Annotated in this window: 8 protein-coding genes and 1 pseudogene; 4 read left to right on the top strand and 5 right to left on the bottom strand. The window is 71.4% G+C overall.

Going from position 1 to position 14,541, the window contains the following annotated elements:
* The 4 genes and pseudogenes from ACWEV0_RS33715 to ACWEV0_RS33700 all read left to right on the top strand — a co-directional run.
* Positions 1 to 112 (top strand): annotated as a pseudogene (locus ACWEV0_RS33715) (ABC transporter substrate-binding protein); the annotation flags it as partial.
* A gap of 23 nt (positions 113 to 135) precedes the next feature.
* Entirely contained in the window at positions 136 to 2,388 is a 2,253-nt protein-coding gene (locus tag ACWEV0_RS33710; RefSeq protein WP_453153576.1) for a bifunctional glycosyltransferase/CDP-glycerol:glycerophosphate glycerophosphotransferase, read from the top strand.
* A 67-nt stretch (positions 2,389 to 2,455) separates the two neighbouring features.
* The gene (locus ACWEV0_RS33705) at positions 2,456 to 6,079 is read left to right on the top strand and encodes a bifunctional glycosyltransferase/CDP-glycerol:glycerophosphate glycerophosphotransferase (protein WP_453153574.1); all 3,624 of its coding nucleotides are present in this window, start codon (positions 2,456 to 2,458) and stop codon (positions 6,077 to 6,079) included.
* On the top strand, positions 6,076 to 7,626 hold the full coding sequence (locus ACWEV0_RS33700) for a hypothetical protein (RefSeq protein WP_453153573.1): 1,551 nt from the start codon (positions 6,076 to 6,078) through the stop codon (positions 7,624 to 7,626). The genes ACWEV0_RS33705 and ACWEV0_RS33700 overlap by 4 nt, the downstream gene beginning before the upstream one ends.
* A gap of 130 nt (positions 7,627 to 7,756) precedes the next feature.
* Here the strand turns inward: ACWEV0_RS33700 and obgE are convergent, their stop codons facing one another.
* The 5 genes from obgE to ACWEV0_RS33675 form a co-directional block, all read right to left on the bottom strand.
* Entirely contained in the window at positions 7,757 to 9,196 is a 1,440-nt protein-coding gene (gene obgE / locus ACWEV0_RS33695; protein WP_453153572.1) for a GTPase ObgE, read from the bottom strand.
* A gap of 108 nt (positions 9,197 to 9,304) precedes the next feature.
* Positions 9,305 to 9,559 (bottom strand): 50S ribosomal protein L27, encoded by a 255-nt coding sequence (gene rpmA, locus ACWEV0_RS33690; protein WP_403792942.1) that lies wholly within the window; start codon positions 9,557 to 9,559, stop codon positions 9,305 to 9,307.
* 14 nt (positions 9,560 to 9,573) lie between these two features.
* Entirely contained in the window at positions 9,574 to 9,894 is a 321-nt protein-coding gene (gene rplU / locus ACWEV0_RS33685) for a 50S ribosomal protein L21 (protein WP_365340082.1), read from the bottom strand.
* Between the two features lie 188 nt (positions 9,895 to 10,082).
* A complete protein-coding gene (gene galU / locus ACWEV0_RS33680; RefSeq protein ID WP_453153571.1) occupies positions 10,083 to 11,003 on the bottom strand; it encodes a UTP--glucose-1-phosphate uridylyltransferase GalU in 921 nt (306 codons plus the stop codon).
* A 96-nt stretch (positions 11,004 to 11,099) separates the two neighbouring features.
* The coding region (locus ACWEV0_RS33675; RefSeq protein WP_453153570.1) for an Rne/Rng family ribonuclease at positions 11,100 to 14,541 on the bottom strand (3,442 nt) is incomplete at its 5' end.

Below are 14,541 nucleotides of genomic sequence, written 5' to 3'. Positions count from 1 at the left end.
GACGGTCAGCGCCGACGGCCTCACGGCCACCTACAAGCTCCGCAAGGGCGTGCGGTTCAGCGACGGCCGGCCCTTCACCGCCAAGGACGTCGTCTTCACGTACACGACGATCCGCCCCCTCCGGAAGCCCAGCCCATGACTCCCACGCAAGCAGCCGACCGGTCCTCCGACGCCCCCCGGTTCAGCATCATCGTCCCGGCCTACGGCGTCGAGGCGTACCTGCGCGACTGCCTCGACTCCGTGCTGAGCCAGTCGTTCACGGACTTCGAGCTCATCGCGGTCAACGACGCCTCGCCCGACGCGTGCGGCGTGATCATGGACGAGTACGCGGCCGTGGACCCGAGGGTCAAGGCGCTCCAGCTGACCGAGAACGTGGGCCTGGGCCGCGCCCGCAACGCCGGCATGGCCCGCGCCAAGGGCACCTACCTGCTGTTCCTCGACAGCGACGACACGCTGCTGCCCGGCTCGCTGGCCGCGATAGCGCAGCGCCTGGCGGACACGGACGATCCGGAACTGCTGGTCTTCGACTACTCGCGGACCCACTGGGACGGCCGGATCACTCCGAACGCCAAGGCGAAGGTGCTCGCCGAAAGCCCGTCCGGCGCCGTGAACCTGGCCGACAACCCGGCCCTGCTCGAACTGCTCCAGGTCGCCTGGAACAAGGCGTACCGCCGTGACTTCGTGGAGCGCTGGGGCTTCGAGTACCCGCGCGGCTACTACGAGGACACCCCCTGGACGTACCCGGTCCTGATCGCCGCCGAGACGATCGCCGTGCTCCCCCGGGTGTGCGTGCACTACCGCCAGCGCCGTCAGGGCAGCATCCTGCACAGCACCAGCCGCAAGCACTTCGACGTGTTCGACCAGTACGAGCTGGTCTTCTCGTTCCTCGAGGCGCACCCCGAGTTCGACCGCTGGCGCGGCCCCCTCTTCGACCGCATGATCACCCACTTCCGGGTGGTGCAGAACTCCCCCGGCCGCCTCCCCGACGAGGCCCGCGGCGAGTTCCAGACGAAGCTCCAGCAGTACGCGGACCGCTACCGGCCCGCCGGTCACGTCCGCCCCGCCGGCTCCACCGCCTCCGGCGCCCGCCGGGCCGTCGGCAAGCTGCCCGCGCCGCTGCGCGGCGCCGCCCGCCGCGCCTACCGCACCGCCCGCCGTGTGAAGGCCGCCCCGCGCGTGCTGAAGAAGCCGCTGCGCGCCGCGGTCCTGGCCGGCTACTACCGGGCCCAGCGGATGCTGCCGGTGCAGAACGACACGGCCGTCTTCGCCGCGTACTGGAACACCGACTACGCCTGCAACCCGGCCGCCATCCACCAGAAGCTGCTCGAACTGGCGCCGAAGGTGAAGACGACCTGGGTGATCAAGCCCGGCTCGCGCAACACCCCGCCGCCCGGCACGAACGTGGTGCACCCCGGCTCGTTCGGCTTCTGGCGCGCGATGGCCCGCGGGAAGTACTTCGTCAACAACGTCAACTTCCCCACCCGGGTGGTCAAGCGGCCCGGCCAGATCCACGTCCAGACGCACCACGGCACCCCGCTCAAGCGGATGGGCGTCGACCTGGCCGAGTTCCCGGTCGCGCAGGGCGACCTCGACATGCACGCGCTGATGGAGCGGGTGGACCGCTGGGACTACAGCGTCTCCGCGAACAGCTTCACCACCGCCGTCTGGGACCGCGCCTACCCGGCCGAGTACACCAAGCTCGACTACGGCTACCCGCGCAACGACGTGCTGGTCCGGGCCGGCGAGGCGGACCGCGCGGCGGCCCGCGAGAAGCTCGGCCTGGCCGCCGACGCCAAGGTCGTGCTGTACGCGCCGACGCACCGCGACTACCAGGGCGTGCCGCAGCCGCTGCTCGACCTGGAGCAGCTGGCGGCCCGGCTCGGCGAGCAGGGCTTCACCGTGCTGTCCCGGGCGCACTACTTCCACCTGGAGGAGCGGGCCGGCTCCGGCGCCGAGAAGGGCTCCGGCATCGGCATCGTCGACGTCAGCCGGCACCCGTCCCTGGAGGAGCTGTTCCTCGCGGCGGACTGCCTGCTCACCGACTACTCGTCGCTGATGTTCGACTATGCGCTGCTCGACCGGCCCGTGGTGATCTACGCCAACGACTGGGACGTCTACCGCGCCACCCGCGGCACCTATTTCGACATCCACGTCGAATCTCCGGGCCATGTCGTGGCAACCGAATCCGACCTTTTGGACGTCTTCCTCTCCGGACGCTGGTCCGACGCCGAGTCCGCGAAGCTGCGGACGGAGTTCCGGAGGCGGTTCTGTGAGTTCGACGACGGTCACGCCGCGGAGCGGGTGGTACGGAAGGTCTTCCTGAACCAGGAGAATGTACCGCCGGTCGCGCTCCCGCCGGAGCGCCCGGCCTCTCGCACCGACGGCTAGAGCTACCGTGTCCGGCGAGACGTACGTCGCCGCCACGACGAACACCTTGAAGAAAGGCGCAGTACCCATGCCTCCCCGCCTGTCAGTAGTCGTCCCCGTCTACAACGTGGAGCTCTTCCTCGACGAGTGCCTCCAGTCGATCGTCGACCAGACCTTCACCGACTGGGAGACGGTCGTCGTCGACGACGGCTCGAAGGACGGCAGCCTCGCCATCGCGCGGCGCTGGGCGGAGAAGGACAAGCGGATCCGGGTCGTGGCCCAGGAGAACAAGGGCCTCGGGCCGGCCCGTAACACGGGTGCCGCGCACCTCACCGAGGGCACCGAGTTCGTCACCTTCGTCGACAGCGACGACATCGTGGTGCCGGACGCCTACGAGCGCATGATCGCCAAGCTGGACGAGACCGGCTCCGACTTCGTCAGCGGCAACGTGTGCCAGCTCAAGGCCGGCGAGATCACGCCCTCGCCGCTGCACCAGAAGGGTCTGGCCGAGGACCGCGACCGCAGCCACATCACGCGTGACAAGTCGCTGGTCTACGACCGCACCGCCTGGAACAAGGTCTTCCGCCGCAGCTTCTGGGACAAGCACGCCTTCGAGTTCCCCGGCATCCTCTACGAGGACGCCCCGGTGACCCTGCCGGCGCACTTCCTGGCCTCCAGCGTGGACGTCCTCGCCGAGCCCGTCTACCTGTGGCGGCAGCGCACCGGCGGCGCCCCGTCGATCACCCAGCGCCGTACCGAGCCGGTCAACGTCCGCGACCGCATGCGCTCCTGCGACATGGTGAGCCGCTTCCTGGCCTCCCAGCCGGGCGAGGAGTACGCGGAGCACAAGCGCTGGTACGACCAGATCTTCATCAGCAACGAGCTGCCGCTGTACATGGGCGTGCTCGACGAGGGCGGCGACGAGTTCCGCCAGGAGTTCCTCAAGGGCGCCGGCGACTTCCTCAGCCGGATCGACCCCAAGGTCTTCGGCGAGCTCGACGTGTCGCTGCGGCTCAAGTGCCACCTGATCGGCGAGGGCCGGCTGGAGGAGCTGCTCGACCTGATCACCTTCGAGCGCGAGACCGGCCGTGCGATCCCGGTCACCCGGTCGGGCATGCGGCACTTCGCCGACTACCCGGTGCTCGACAAGGCCAAGGGAGCGGTCCCGCGCGACGTGCTGCGGGTCGACTCCGAGTTCTCGGCGCGCGCCCGGGTGGAGGAGGTCGTCTGGCGGGACGGCCGGCTGCACCTGGAGGGTCACGCCTACATCCGTAACCTGCCGGCGCCCAAGCCGAAGCCGTCGCTGCGCGTCCTGATGATGCGCGAGACCGGCAGCCGGCGCACCGTCCTGGTCCGGCCCAGCCGGACCCGGGCCCCGAAGGCCACCCAGACCTCCGGCCAGGCGCTGCACAGCTACGACTGGTCCGGCTTCGCCATGGACATCAACCCGGCCAAGCTCAAGGGCCGCGGCGGCTGGCGCGACGGCGTGTGGCGGATGACCGTCGCCACCGTCGAGGCCGGCGTGGTGCGCCGCACCCGGCTGAAGGCCGGCGAGAGCGGCAACGCCGAGAGCCCCGCCCCGTACTGGGTCGAGAAGGACGTGCGGGTCGTGCCGTTCGTCGCCGACGCCCACCTGTACCTGCGGGTCGACAAGGTCCGCGCCAAGCTGACCGGCCACAAGCTCGCCGACGGCGGCGCCCTGGAGCTGACCGGTGTCCTTGGCCACGAGGCCGCCGACGCCGACGCCAAGCCCGTCTTCCGGCTCACCCACGCCACCTCCGGCAAGAAGCTGGAGTTCGCCGTCAACCGGGTCACCCGTCCGGGTGCCGCCGAGTTCTCCGTGAAGGTCCCGCTCACCGGCCTCGACGTCGAGGGCCGCGACTCGGATGACCTCGAGGTCACCGACAAGTGGACGGCCGAGATCGTCCTCGGCAAGAAGGCGCACGCCGTCGCCGTCCACGACCGCCAGGGCGACCTCGGCCGGCAGTACGCGCTCGACGGCTCGGAGTCCGCCGCCTGGGGCGCCCGCACCGTGACCGTCGCCAACGACGGCGCCGGCCGCCTCGTGCTGCGCACCCAGCCGGTCCAGCCCATGATCGCGGAGGCGGCCGTCTCCGCCGAGGGCCTGATCAGCCTCTCCGGCGCGCTGCCGCTGGCCGCCGACACCGCCGCCGAGCCGCTGGAGCTGGTACTGCGGCACAGCCGGCACGCCGAGGAGCACACCTACCCGGTCACCGTCGAGGACGGCGGCTTCAGCGTCGACTTCCTCCCGGTGCCGGCCGGCTTCACCAAGGTGCCGCTGCGCCAGGGCCGCTGGTACCTGTTCGTGCGCACCGTCGGCAGCCGCGTCGAGGTCCCGGTCCGGGCCGTCCCCGCGGCCCTCGAGTCCCTCCCGGCCACCTTCACCCTGCGCGGCCGCGAGTACGCGCTGACCCACCGCTTCTACGACCGGCTGCTCATCGACGCCGCGTCCGACCTGGACAGCGGCGACCTCGGCTGGTTCCGCCAGCGCGAGATGCGCACCACCGTCTACCAGGCCGGCCGCCGGGCCGCGCTCAAGGACGTCGTCCTCTACGCCTCCTTCTCCGGCCGCCAGTACTCCGACTCGCCGCGCGCGGTCTACGAGGAGCTGGTCCGTCAGGGCTCGGACCTCGAGCACGTGTGGGTCGTCGAGGACCTGCGCGCCGAGATCCCCGAGGGCGTACGGGTCATCCGCCGCTGGAGCCGCGAGTGGTACGAGGCGCTCGGCACCAGCCGCTACATCGTGACCAACACCCACCTGCCGTTCTGGATCGAGCGCCGCGAGGGCCAGGTGATCGTGCAGACCTGGCACGGCACCCCGCTCAAGCGCATCGGCCACGACATCGACAGCGTCCAGTTCGCCGACCGCAAGTACCTGGAGAAGGTCGCCCAGGAGACCCCGAGCTGGAGCTTCATGGTCTCCCCGAACCGCTTCTCGACCCCGATCATGAAGCGGGCCTTCCAGTACGACGGCGAGATCCTGGAGTCCGGCTACCCGCGCAACGACGGGCTGCTCTCCGACAAGACGGAGGACCTGGCCCGCACCGTGCGCGAGCGGATCGGCCTGCCCGAGGGCAAGAAGGTCGTGCTCTACGCGCCGACCTGGCGCGACGACCAGTTCTACAAGGCCGGCGCCTACCGCTTCGACATGCGCGTCGACATCGAGCAGGCCAAGGCCAAGCTCGGCGACGACCACGTGCTGCTCGTCCGCAAGCACTCGAACATCGTGGACGCCGTGCCCGGCGCCGGCGACGGCTTCGTCTTCGACGTGTCCAGCTACCCGGACATCGCGGAGCTGTTCCTCATCACCGACGTGCTGGTCACCGACTACTCGTCGCTGATGTTCGACTTCGCGAACACCGGCCGCCCGATGCTCTTCTTCACGTACGACCTGGAGTACTACCGCGACCAGCTGCGCGGCTTCTACTTCGACTTCGAGAAGCGCGCCCCCGGTCCGCTGCTGCAGACCTCGGACGAGCTGATCGACGCCCTGCGCGACATCGACGGCATCAGCGCCCGCTACACCGACGCGTACCGCGAGTTCAAGGACGTGTTCTGCGACCTCGACGACGGCCACGCCGCCGAGCGGGTCATCGACCGGATGCTCGAACTCGCGGGGCAGAAGCCCGAGAAGTCCGCCAAGAAGTCCCCCAAGACCCCGGACAGCAAGCCCGCTTCGGAGGAACGTTGAGGCTCCCCTCGGTCCCCTTTCTGAACCGGACACTCGAACGGATCCCGGTCCGGCGGCGACTGCCGCTGGCCGTGTACGCCGCCACCCAGGTGATCTTCCTGGTGTGGTGGGCGGCGTTCTACCCGGGCGGGATGAGTTACGACTCGATCTCGTACGTGTGGCACGTGACGACCGGTCACTGGATGTCCAACCACTCGGTGGCCTACGACGGCCTCGTGTGGCTGTCCATCCAGCTCACCGGTGACCTGGCCCTGCTCACCTTCGCCCAGACCGTGGCCATGGCCGCGGCGCTGGCGTACGCGGTGACGATGCTGCGGATGTTCGGCGTCAGGGGGAAGTGGGGCTTCGCCGCGGCGGTGGCGTGCGCGCTCCTGCCGGCGATCGGCGTCTTCGTGGTCTTCGTCTGGAAGGACGTGCCGTTCGCGATCGGCGCGGTCGTGGCCTTCGGCGCGGCGGGGCGACTCGCCGCGCGCCGGCTGCGCGGCGACTCCCAGCTCCGGGACCGCGCCTTCCGGAACGAGATCGCCATGCTGTTCCTGGGCTTCCTCGCGATGGGCCTGTTCCGGAACAACGGTCTGCTCGTCGCCGTCATCGCGGTGCCGGTGCTGCTGCTGACGCTGCCGAAGATGCGGCGCTGGATGCTGTTCGCGACGGTCGTCCCGGCGCTGATCTCGGCGCTGCTCAACCTGGCGGTGTACCCGGCGATCGGCGTGAAGACGCCGACGAAGGACCAGGTGTACGCGATGAACTACGCGGACATCGCGGTGGTGTACGGCAAGGCGCCGCAGACCTTCACGCCGGCCGACAAGGCGCTGATGAAGAAGGTCGCTCCGCTGACGCACTGGGGCGGCCGCGCGGCGAACTGCTACAACGCCGACTGGGCGATGCAGAAGCCGATGAACCGCAAGGCGGCGGAGAAGTACAACGACCAGCTGATCGACCTGTGGTTCCGGGTCCTGAAGCGGACGCCGGACCACATGATCTCGGCCCGGCTGTGCCGCTCGCACATCGCCTGGTCCCCGTTCCCGGGACCGGCGGACCTGGCCGCCAACACGCTGATCACCCTGCCCGCGGTGCCGAAGGACCTGTACGGCTGGGCGGTCTGGAACGACGAGGTCAAGCACAGCCCGTACCGGCCGATCCTCAAGATCCGCCCGTTGTCGCAGAAGCTCAACCACGCGGCGACGTTCGTGTGGCGGGCCTCGATCACCCCGCAGCTCCAGTGGCTGCTGGTGCGCGGCGCGTTCTGGTGCTACGCGGCGTACGCGGTCGTCCTCGCGTTCTCCCGCCGCCACCGCACCTGGGCCCCGGTCGCCCTCCTCGCGGTCCCGCTGTCGCTCCAGCTCACGGTGGTCGCCGCGAACCCGGCGCCGCTGGCCCGCTACATGTACGCCCCGATCTTCCTCGGCATCCTCTGCCTCCCCCTGATCGGCGCGAAGCCCCGCTTCGGCCGCAAAGGCGGCAAGGACGACTCCACCCCCCTGACCGAAACGAAGTCCCCGCCCCGCGGGAACCCGCACCGGAAGGAACCGGTGTCGGCGGTCTGACCGTGCACGACGAAGGGCCCGGCCCCTCCGCAAGGAGGGGCCGGGCCCTTTCGCTACCTCCGACGGCCGCCCTCGCACTGCTCGGCCCCAAGGGGCCTCACAGGCTTCGGACGGCTGCGCCGGGCTTCGGCTAGAACGCCTCGAACTCGTCGAACTCGCGCTGCGCGTCGTCCTTCTCCGCCTGGCGGTCCTTGCGGCGCTGGGTGGCCGGGCGCGGGGCGTCGAAGCGGTGGTCCTCGCCTCGGCGGCCGAGCATCTCGGCGCCGGCCATCATGGTGGGCTCCCAGTCGAAGACGACGGAGTTCTCGTCGGAGCCGATGGCGACGCCGTCGCCGGCGCGGGCGCCGGCCTTCATGAGCTCGTCCTCGACGCCGAGGCGGTTGAGGCGGTCGGCGAGGTAGCCGACGGCCTCGTCGTTGTTGAAGTCGGTCTGGCGGACCCAGCGCTCGGGCTTCTCGCCGCGCACGCGGTAGACGTCCTCGTGCTCGTCGTAGGTGACGGTGAAGCCGGCGTCGTCGACCGCCTTCGGGCGGATGACGATGCGGGTCGCCTCCTCCTTCGGCTTGGCCGCGCGCGCCTCCGCGACGATCTCGGCGAGGGCGAAGGAGAGCTCCTTCAGGCCAGTGCGGGCGACCGCGGAGACCTCGAAGACGCGGTAGCCGCGCTCCTCCAGGTCCGGGCGGATCATGTCCGCGAGGTCCTGGCCGTCCGGGATGTCGATCTTGTTGAGGACGACGATGCGCGGACGGTCGTCGAGGCCGCCGTACTGCTTCAGCTCCTCCTCGATGACGTCGAGGTCGGTGACCGGGTCGCGCTCGGACTCCAGCGTCGCCGTGTCCAGGACGTGCACGAGCACCGAGCAGCGCTCGACGTGGCGCAGGAACTCCAGGCCCAGGCCGCGGCCCTGGCTGGCGCCGGGGATGAGGCCGGGGACGTCGGCGATGGTGTAGACGGTCGAGCCGGCCGTGACCACGCCGAGGTTCGGGACGAGCGTCGTGAACGGGTAGTCCGCGATCTTCGGCTTGGCGGCCGAGAGGACGGAGATCAGCGAGGACTTGCCGGCGCTCGGGTAGCCGACGAGCGCCACGTCGGCGACGGTCTTGAGCTCCAGGACGATGTCCTGGAGGTCGCCGGGCTCGCCGAGCAGCGCGAAGCCGGGCGCCTTGCGCCGCGCCGAGGACAGCGCCGCGTTGCCGAGGCCGCCGCGGCCGCCCTGCGCGGCGACGTACGTGGTGCCCTGGCCGACCAGGTCCGCGAGCACGTTGCCCCGCTTGTCGAGGACGACGGTGCCGTCGGGGACGGTGAGGACCAGGTCCTGGCCGTCCTTGCCGGCCCGGTTCCCGCCCTCGCCGGGCTTGCCGTTGGTCGCCTTGCGGTGCGGCGAGTGGTGGTACTCCAGGAGCGTCGTCACGGACTGGTCGACGACCAGCGTCACGTCACCGCCACGGCCGCCGTTGCCGCCGTCGGGGCCGCCGAGCGGCTTGAACTTCTCCCGGTGGACGGAGGCGCAGCCGTGGCCTCCGTTACCCGCGGCGACGTGCAGCTCGACGCGGTCCACGAAGGTGGTCATGGTTGTGCCTCCAGAAAAGCTATGTGTCGGAATGTCTATCTAGTAACACGCGAAAGGCGGACCCGCTTCCCGACCGGGAAGTGAGGTCCGCCTCCGCAAAGTTTCCGATCAGGCGACCGGAACGATGTTCACGACCTTGCGGCCGTGGTGGGTGCCGAACTGCACCGCACCGGCCTGCAGGGCGAACAGCGTGTCGTCGCCGCCACGGCCGACGCCCGCGCCCGGGTGGAAGTGGGTGCCGCGCTGGCGGACCAGGATCTCACCCGCGTTGACGACCTGACCGCCGAAGCGCTTCACGCCGAGCCGCTGGGCGTTGGAGTCGCGACCGTTCCGGGTGGACGATGCGCCCTTCTTGTGTGCCATTGCTCAGTCCCTCTTTACTTCGCGGCCGTCGGGATGGACGTGACCTTGATCGCCGTGTACTGCTGACGGTGACCCTGGCGACGGCGGTAGCCGGTCTTGTTCTTGTAGCGCAGGATGTCGATCTTGGCGCCCTTGGTGTGGTCCACGACCTCGGCCAGGACCTTGATGCCCGCCAGGACCCACGGGTCGCTGGTCACGGCGTCGCCGTCGACAACGAGCAGGGTCGAGAGCTCGACCGTGTCGCCAGCCTTGGCGGTGGAAATCTTGTCAACCTCAACGATGTCGCCGACAGCAACCTTGTGCTGGCGACCACCGCTGCGCACGATGGCGTACACGCGGATCTCTCTCTCACTCGGAAATCGGGGCCTCTGACGCCAGCCGCCCACGCGCGGGCCGATGGCCCGCTGCGATCCGGAATCGGACGAGCGGCCTCTCCCGGCGAGCCGGGAGGGAGGTGCTCAGAGGATGCGGCATGTCAGTCGACACGCCGACGGTCTAGGTTACGGGCGGGTCCCGTAGGGGGTCAAATCCCGGCGGTCGCGTCCGTCTCGGCCACGAAGCCCTTCAGCCAGGCGCGGAAGTCCGGGCCGAGGTCCTCGCGCTCGCAGGCCAGGCGCACGATGGCGCGCAGGTAGTCGCCGCGGTCGCCGGTGTCGTAGCGGCGGCCCTTGAAGACGACGCCGTGCACCGGGCCGCCGAGCTCGGCGTCGACCGCCATCTTCTGCAGCGCGTCGGTGAGCTGGATCTCGCCGCCGCGGCCCGGCTCGGTCTCGCGCAGCACGTCGAAGACGGCCGGGTCGAGGACGTAACGGCCGATGATCGCGAGGTTGCTGGGCGCCTCGGCCGGGTCCGGCTTCTCGACGAGGCCGGTGATGCGGACGACGTCGGCGTCAGCGGTCGGGTCGACGGCGGCGCAGCCGTACAGGTGGATCTGCGACGGGTCGACCTCCATCAGCGCGACGACGCTGCCGCCGTGCTCGCCGAGGACCTCCAGCATGCGGGCGAGCAGCGGGTCGCGCGGGTCGATCAGGTCGTCGCCGAGCAGGACCGCGAAGGGCTCGTTGCCGACGTGCGGGGCGGCGCACAGCACGGCGTGGCCGAGGCCGCGCGGGTCGCCCTGGCGCACGTAGTGCATGGTGGCGAGCTCGCTGGACTCCTGGACCTTGGCGAGGCGCTCGTCGTCACCCTTGCGGGTGAGCGCCTCCTCCAGCTCGTAGTTGCGGTCGAAGTGGTCCTCGAGCGGACGCTTGTTGCGGCCGGTGATCATCAGGACGTCGGAAAGCCCTGCCGAGACCGCCTCCTCCACGACGTACTGGATGGCCGGCTTGTCGACGACCGGCAGCATCTCCTTCGGCGTCGCCTTCGTGGCGGGAAGGAAGCGCGTTCCGAGACCGGCGGCGGGGATGACGGCCTTGCGTACGCGGGGAGCGGGGGTGTTGTTCATCCGGTGGGTTTCCTGGTTCCGATCGGGGGCAATGCCGTGTGGACCGTCCTCGGGTGAAGGACGGTCCACACGGTTCGCGGCATGGACTCGATCGAGTCAGTCCTGCGCGGGGGCGGCGGCCTTCTCGGCTGCCTTCTTCACGGCCTTCTTCGCGGTCGTGGTCTTCTTCGCCGCGGTCTTCTTGGCCGCCGTCTTCTTGGTGGCGGCCTTCTTCGCGGTGGCCTTCTTGGCGGTCTTGCGGACCGCCTTCTTGGCCGGCGCGGCCTCCTCGGCGACGGGCTCGGCGGCCTCGGCGACCGGCTCGGCGGTCTCCGCGGGAGCCTCCTGCGCCGGAGCGGAGGACGAGGCCACGACGACCACGGCGGCCTCCTCGGCACCGGACGGCGAACCGGCCGGGGCGGTGACCTTGCGGACCACCCGGCGGCGCGCCCGCGGCGGGGCGGCCACGGGGGCCTCCTCGACGACCGGCTCGACGACCGGCTCGGCGGCGGCCGGGGCCTCCACCGGGGCCTCCTCGGTCACGGCGACCGGCTCGGCGACCGGCTCCGCGACGGCCTCCGGGGCCGGGGCCGAGACCTTGCGGGTGGCACGACGGCGGGTACGAGGCGCCGGGGCGGCCTCCTCCTCGACGACGGGCGCGGCCGGCTCGGGCGCGGCGACGGGCTCCTCGGCCTTCGGCTCCGGGACGACGACCTCGTAGGTCTCCGTCTCGGTGACGGCCGGCGAGGACACCGGCGCCGAGACCCGGCGGGTCGCCCGGCGACGGCCACGGCCGCGCGTGGCGGCCGCCTCGGCCTCCGCGGCGCTGCCGTACAGCTCCTCGTCCGCGCCGATCGGCTCGGGCAGGGCCACCGGGGCGGCCAGCTCGGCCGCGACCTCGGCCGCGGTCTCGACGTGCTCGGCCTCGGCCGGGGCCAGGGCGGCCTCGTGGGCCGCCTCGTGGACGTGCTCGTGCTCACCGCCGCGGCCGCGCTTCTTCGAGCGCTTGCCGCCGCCACCGCCGCCGTGCGTGGCCGGCTGCTCCATGTGGACGATCACACCGCGGCCGTTGCAGTGGACACAGGTCTCCGAGAAGGACTCCAGGAGGCCCTGGCCGACCCGCTTGCGGGTCATCTGCACCAGGCCGAGCGAGGTGACCTCGGCCACCTGGTGCTTGGTCCGGTCCCGGCCCAGGCACTCCAGGAGGCGCCGGAGCACCAGGTCGCGGTTGGACTCCAGGACCATGTCGATGAAGTCGATGACGACGATGCCGCCGAGGTCGCGCAGCCGCAGCTGGCGGACGATCTCCTCGGCCGCCTCCAGGTTGTTCCGGGTGACGGTCTCCTCGAGGTTGCCGCCCTGACCGGTGAACTTGCCGGTGTTGACGTCGATGACGACCATCGCCTCGGTCTTGTCGATCACCAGCGAACCGCCGGACGGCAGCCAGACCTTGCGGTCCAGGGCCTTCATCAGCTGCTCGTCGATCCGGTACGTGGCGAAGACGTCGACCTCGCTCGTCCACTTCGACAGGCGGTCGGCCAGGTCGGGCGCGACGTGCGAGACGTACCCGTGGATGGTCTCCCACGCGTCGTCGCCGCTGACGATGACCTTGGAGAAGTCCTCGTTGAAGATGTCGCGGACGACCCGGACGGTCATGTCCGGCTCGCCGTAGAGCAGGCTCGGCGCGGACGTCGAGATCTGCGCGGCCTTCTTCTGGATGTCGGCCCACTGCGCCTGCAGCCGCTCGACGTCACGGCGCAGCTCGTCCTCGCTCGCGCCCTCGGCGGCGGTGCGCACGATGACGCCCGCGTCCTCGGGGACGATCTTCTTGAGGATGGTCTTCAGACGGGCGCGCTCGGTGTCCGGGAGCTTGCGGCTGATGCCGGTCATCGAGCCCTCGGGCACGTACACCAGGTAGCGGCCGGGCAGCGAGACCTGGCTGGTCAGACGGGCACCCTTGTGGCCGATCGGGTCCTTGGTGACCTGCACCAGGACCGACTGGCCGGACTTCAGAGCGGCCTCGATGCGGCGCGGGCCGTTGCCCATGCCGAGCGCCTCGAAGTTGACCTCGCCGGCGTACAGGACGGCGTTGCGGCCCTTGCCGATGTCGACGAAGGCGGCCTCCATCGACGGCAGCACGTTCTGGACCTTGCCCAGGTAGACGTTGCCGACGTACGAGGTGGCCTGCTCCTTGTTGACGTAGTGCTCGACGAGCACGTTGTCCTCGAGGACGCCGATCTGGGTGCGCTCGCCGTTCTGGCGGACGACCATCACGCGCTCGACGGCCTCGCGGCGGGCCAGGAACTCGGCCTCGGTGATGATCGGCACGCGGCGGCGGCCCTGCTCGCGGCCCTCGCGGCGGCGCTGCTTCTTGGCCTCCAGGCGGGTCGAGCCCTTGATGGACTGGACCTCGTCGGACGGCTCGGCCTTCTCGCGGGCCGGGCGCGGCTCACGGACCTTGACGACCGTGCGGACGCCGTCCTCCTCGGTCGCCTCGGCCTCGGCACCGCCCTCGCCGGTGCGGCGGCGACGGCGCCGGCGACGGCGGGAGCTGCTGGAGCCGAACGCGGCGGCCTCGGCCTCCTCCTCGGCCTCCTCGTCCTCGGCGTGGAGCTCCTCGGCGGCCTCCTCGGCCTCCTCCGGCTCCTCGCCCTCCTCGGCCTCGGTCTCCGCCTCGGCGAGCTCGCCACGGCGACGGCGACGACCGCCACGGCGGCGACGCCGGGACGGGCGCTCCTCGTACTCCTCGGTCTCGTCGGCCTCGGCCTCGACCTCGGTCTCCGCCTCGGGGGTGGACTCGACCTCGGGCTCCTCGGCGACGGTGGCCGGCACCGGCTCGACGGCGACGGGCTCGCCACGGCGACGCCGGCGGCGGCGCGAGCCGGTCTCGGCGCGCTCGGCGGTCTCGACGGCCGGGGCGGCCGTCTCGGCCTGCTCCTCCTCGACCTGCTCGATCTGCTCCTCGAGCTCCTGCTCGGCGGCCTCGCGGGCCACGGCGGCGGCCGCGGTCTCCGGGGTCTGGAACATCGGCTCGGCGAAGACCGGGGCCTGGAAGACGGCGACGGCCGGGCGGGCGGCGCGACGGGTGCGCGGCGCCTCGGGCTCGGCCTCGGCGGGGGTGAACTGCGGCGAGCCGGCGCGGCGGCGGGTACGGCCACGGGTGGCGGCCTGCTCGGCGGCGGCGACGTCGACGGCGTGCGAGGCGATCTCCTCGACGGTGTCCGCGGGCAGCGCCTCGCCGGACGTCTCGGCGGCGATCTCCGCGACGGCGTCCTGGCTCACGGCCGGGGCCGGCTCGGGCGCGGTGGCCTTACGGGTGGCGCGGCGGCGGGTACGCGGGGCCGGAGCGGCCTCCTCGACGGCCTCGGCGACCTCGGCGGCCGGGGCCACGGCCTCGGCGACGACCGGGGCGGCCTCGGGCGCGGCGGCGGCACGGGTGGCGCGGCGGCGGGTACGCGGGGCCGGAGCGGCCTCCTCGACGACCTCGGCGGCCGGGGCCGGAGCCTCGGCCTCGTCGGTGGCCGGCTCGGGCGGGGTGGCCTGACGGGTGGCTGGGCGG

Source organism: Streptomyces sp. NPDC003943, assembly GCF_053605265.1.
Note: the sequence above shows the minus strand (reverse complement) of the source record. Positions and strands in the feature narration are given on the sequence as shown.

Coding starts and splice junctions, on each gene's coding strand:
- ACWEV0_RS33710 (WP_453153576.1), top strand. CDS start 136: ATGACTCCCACGCAAGCAGCCGACCGGTCCTCCGACGCCCCCCGGTTC.
- galU (WP_453153571.1), bottom strand. CDS start 11,003: ATGAACAACACCCCCGCTCCCCGCGTACGCAAGGCCGTCATCCCCGCC.
- obgE (WP_453153572.1), bottom strand. CDS start 9,196: ATGACCACCTTCGTGGACCGCGTCGAGCTGCACGTCGCCGCGGGTAAC.
- rpmA (WP_403792942.1), bottom strand. CDS start 9,559: ATGGCACACAAGAAGGGCGCATCGTCCACCCGGAACGGTCGCGACTCC.
- ACWEV0_RS33705 (WP_453153574.1), top strand. CDS start 2,456: ATGCCTCCCCGCCTGTCAGTAGTCGTCCCCGTCTACAACGTGGAGCTC.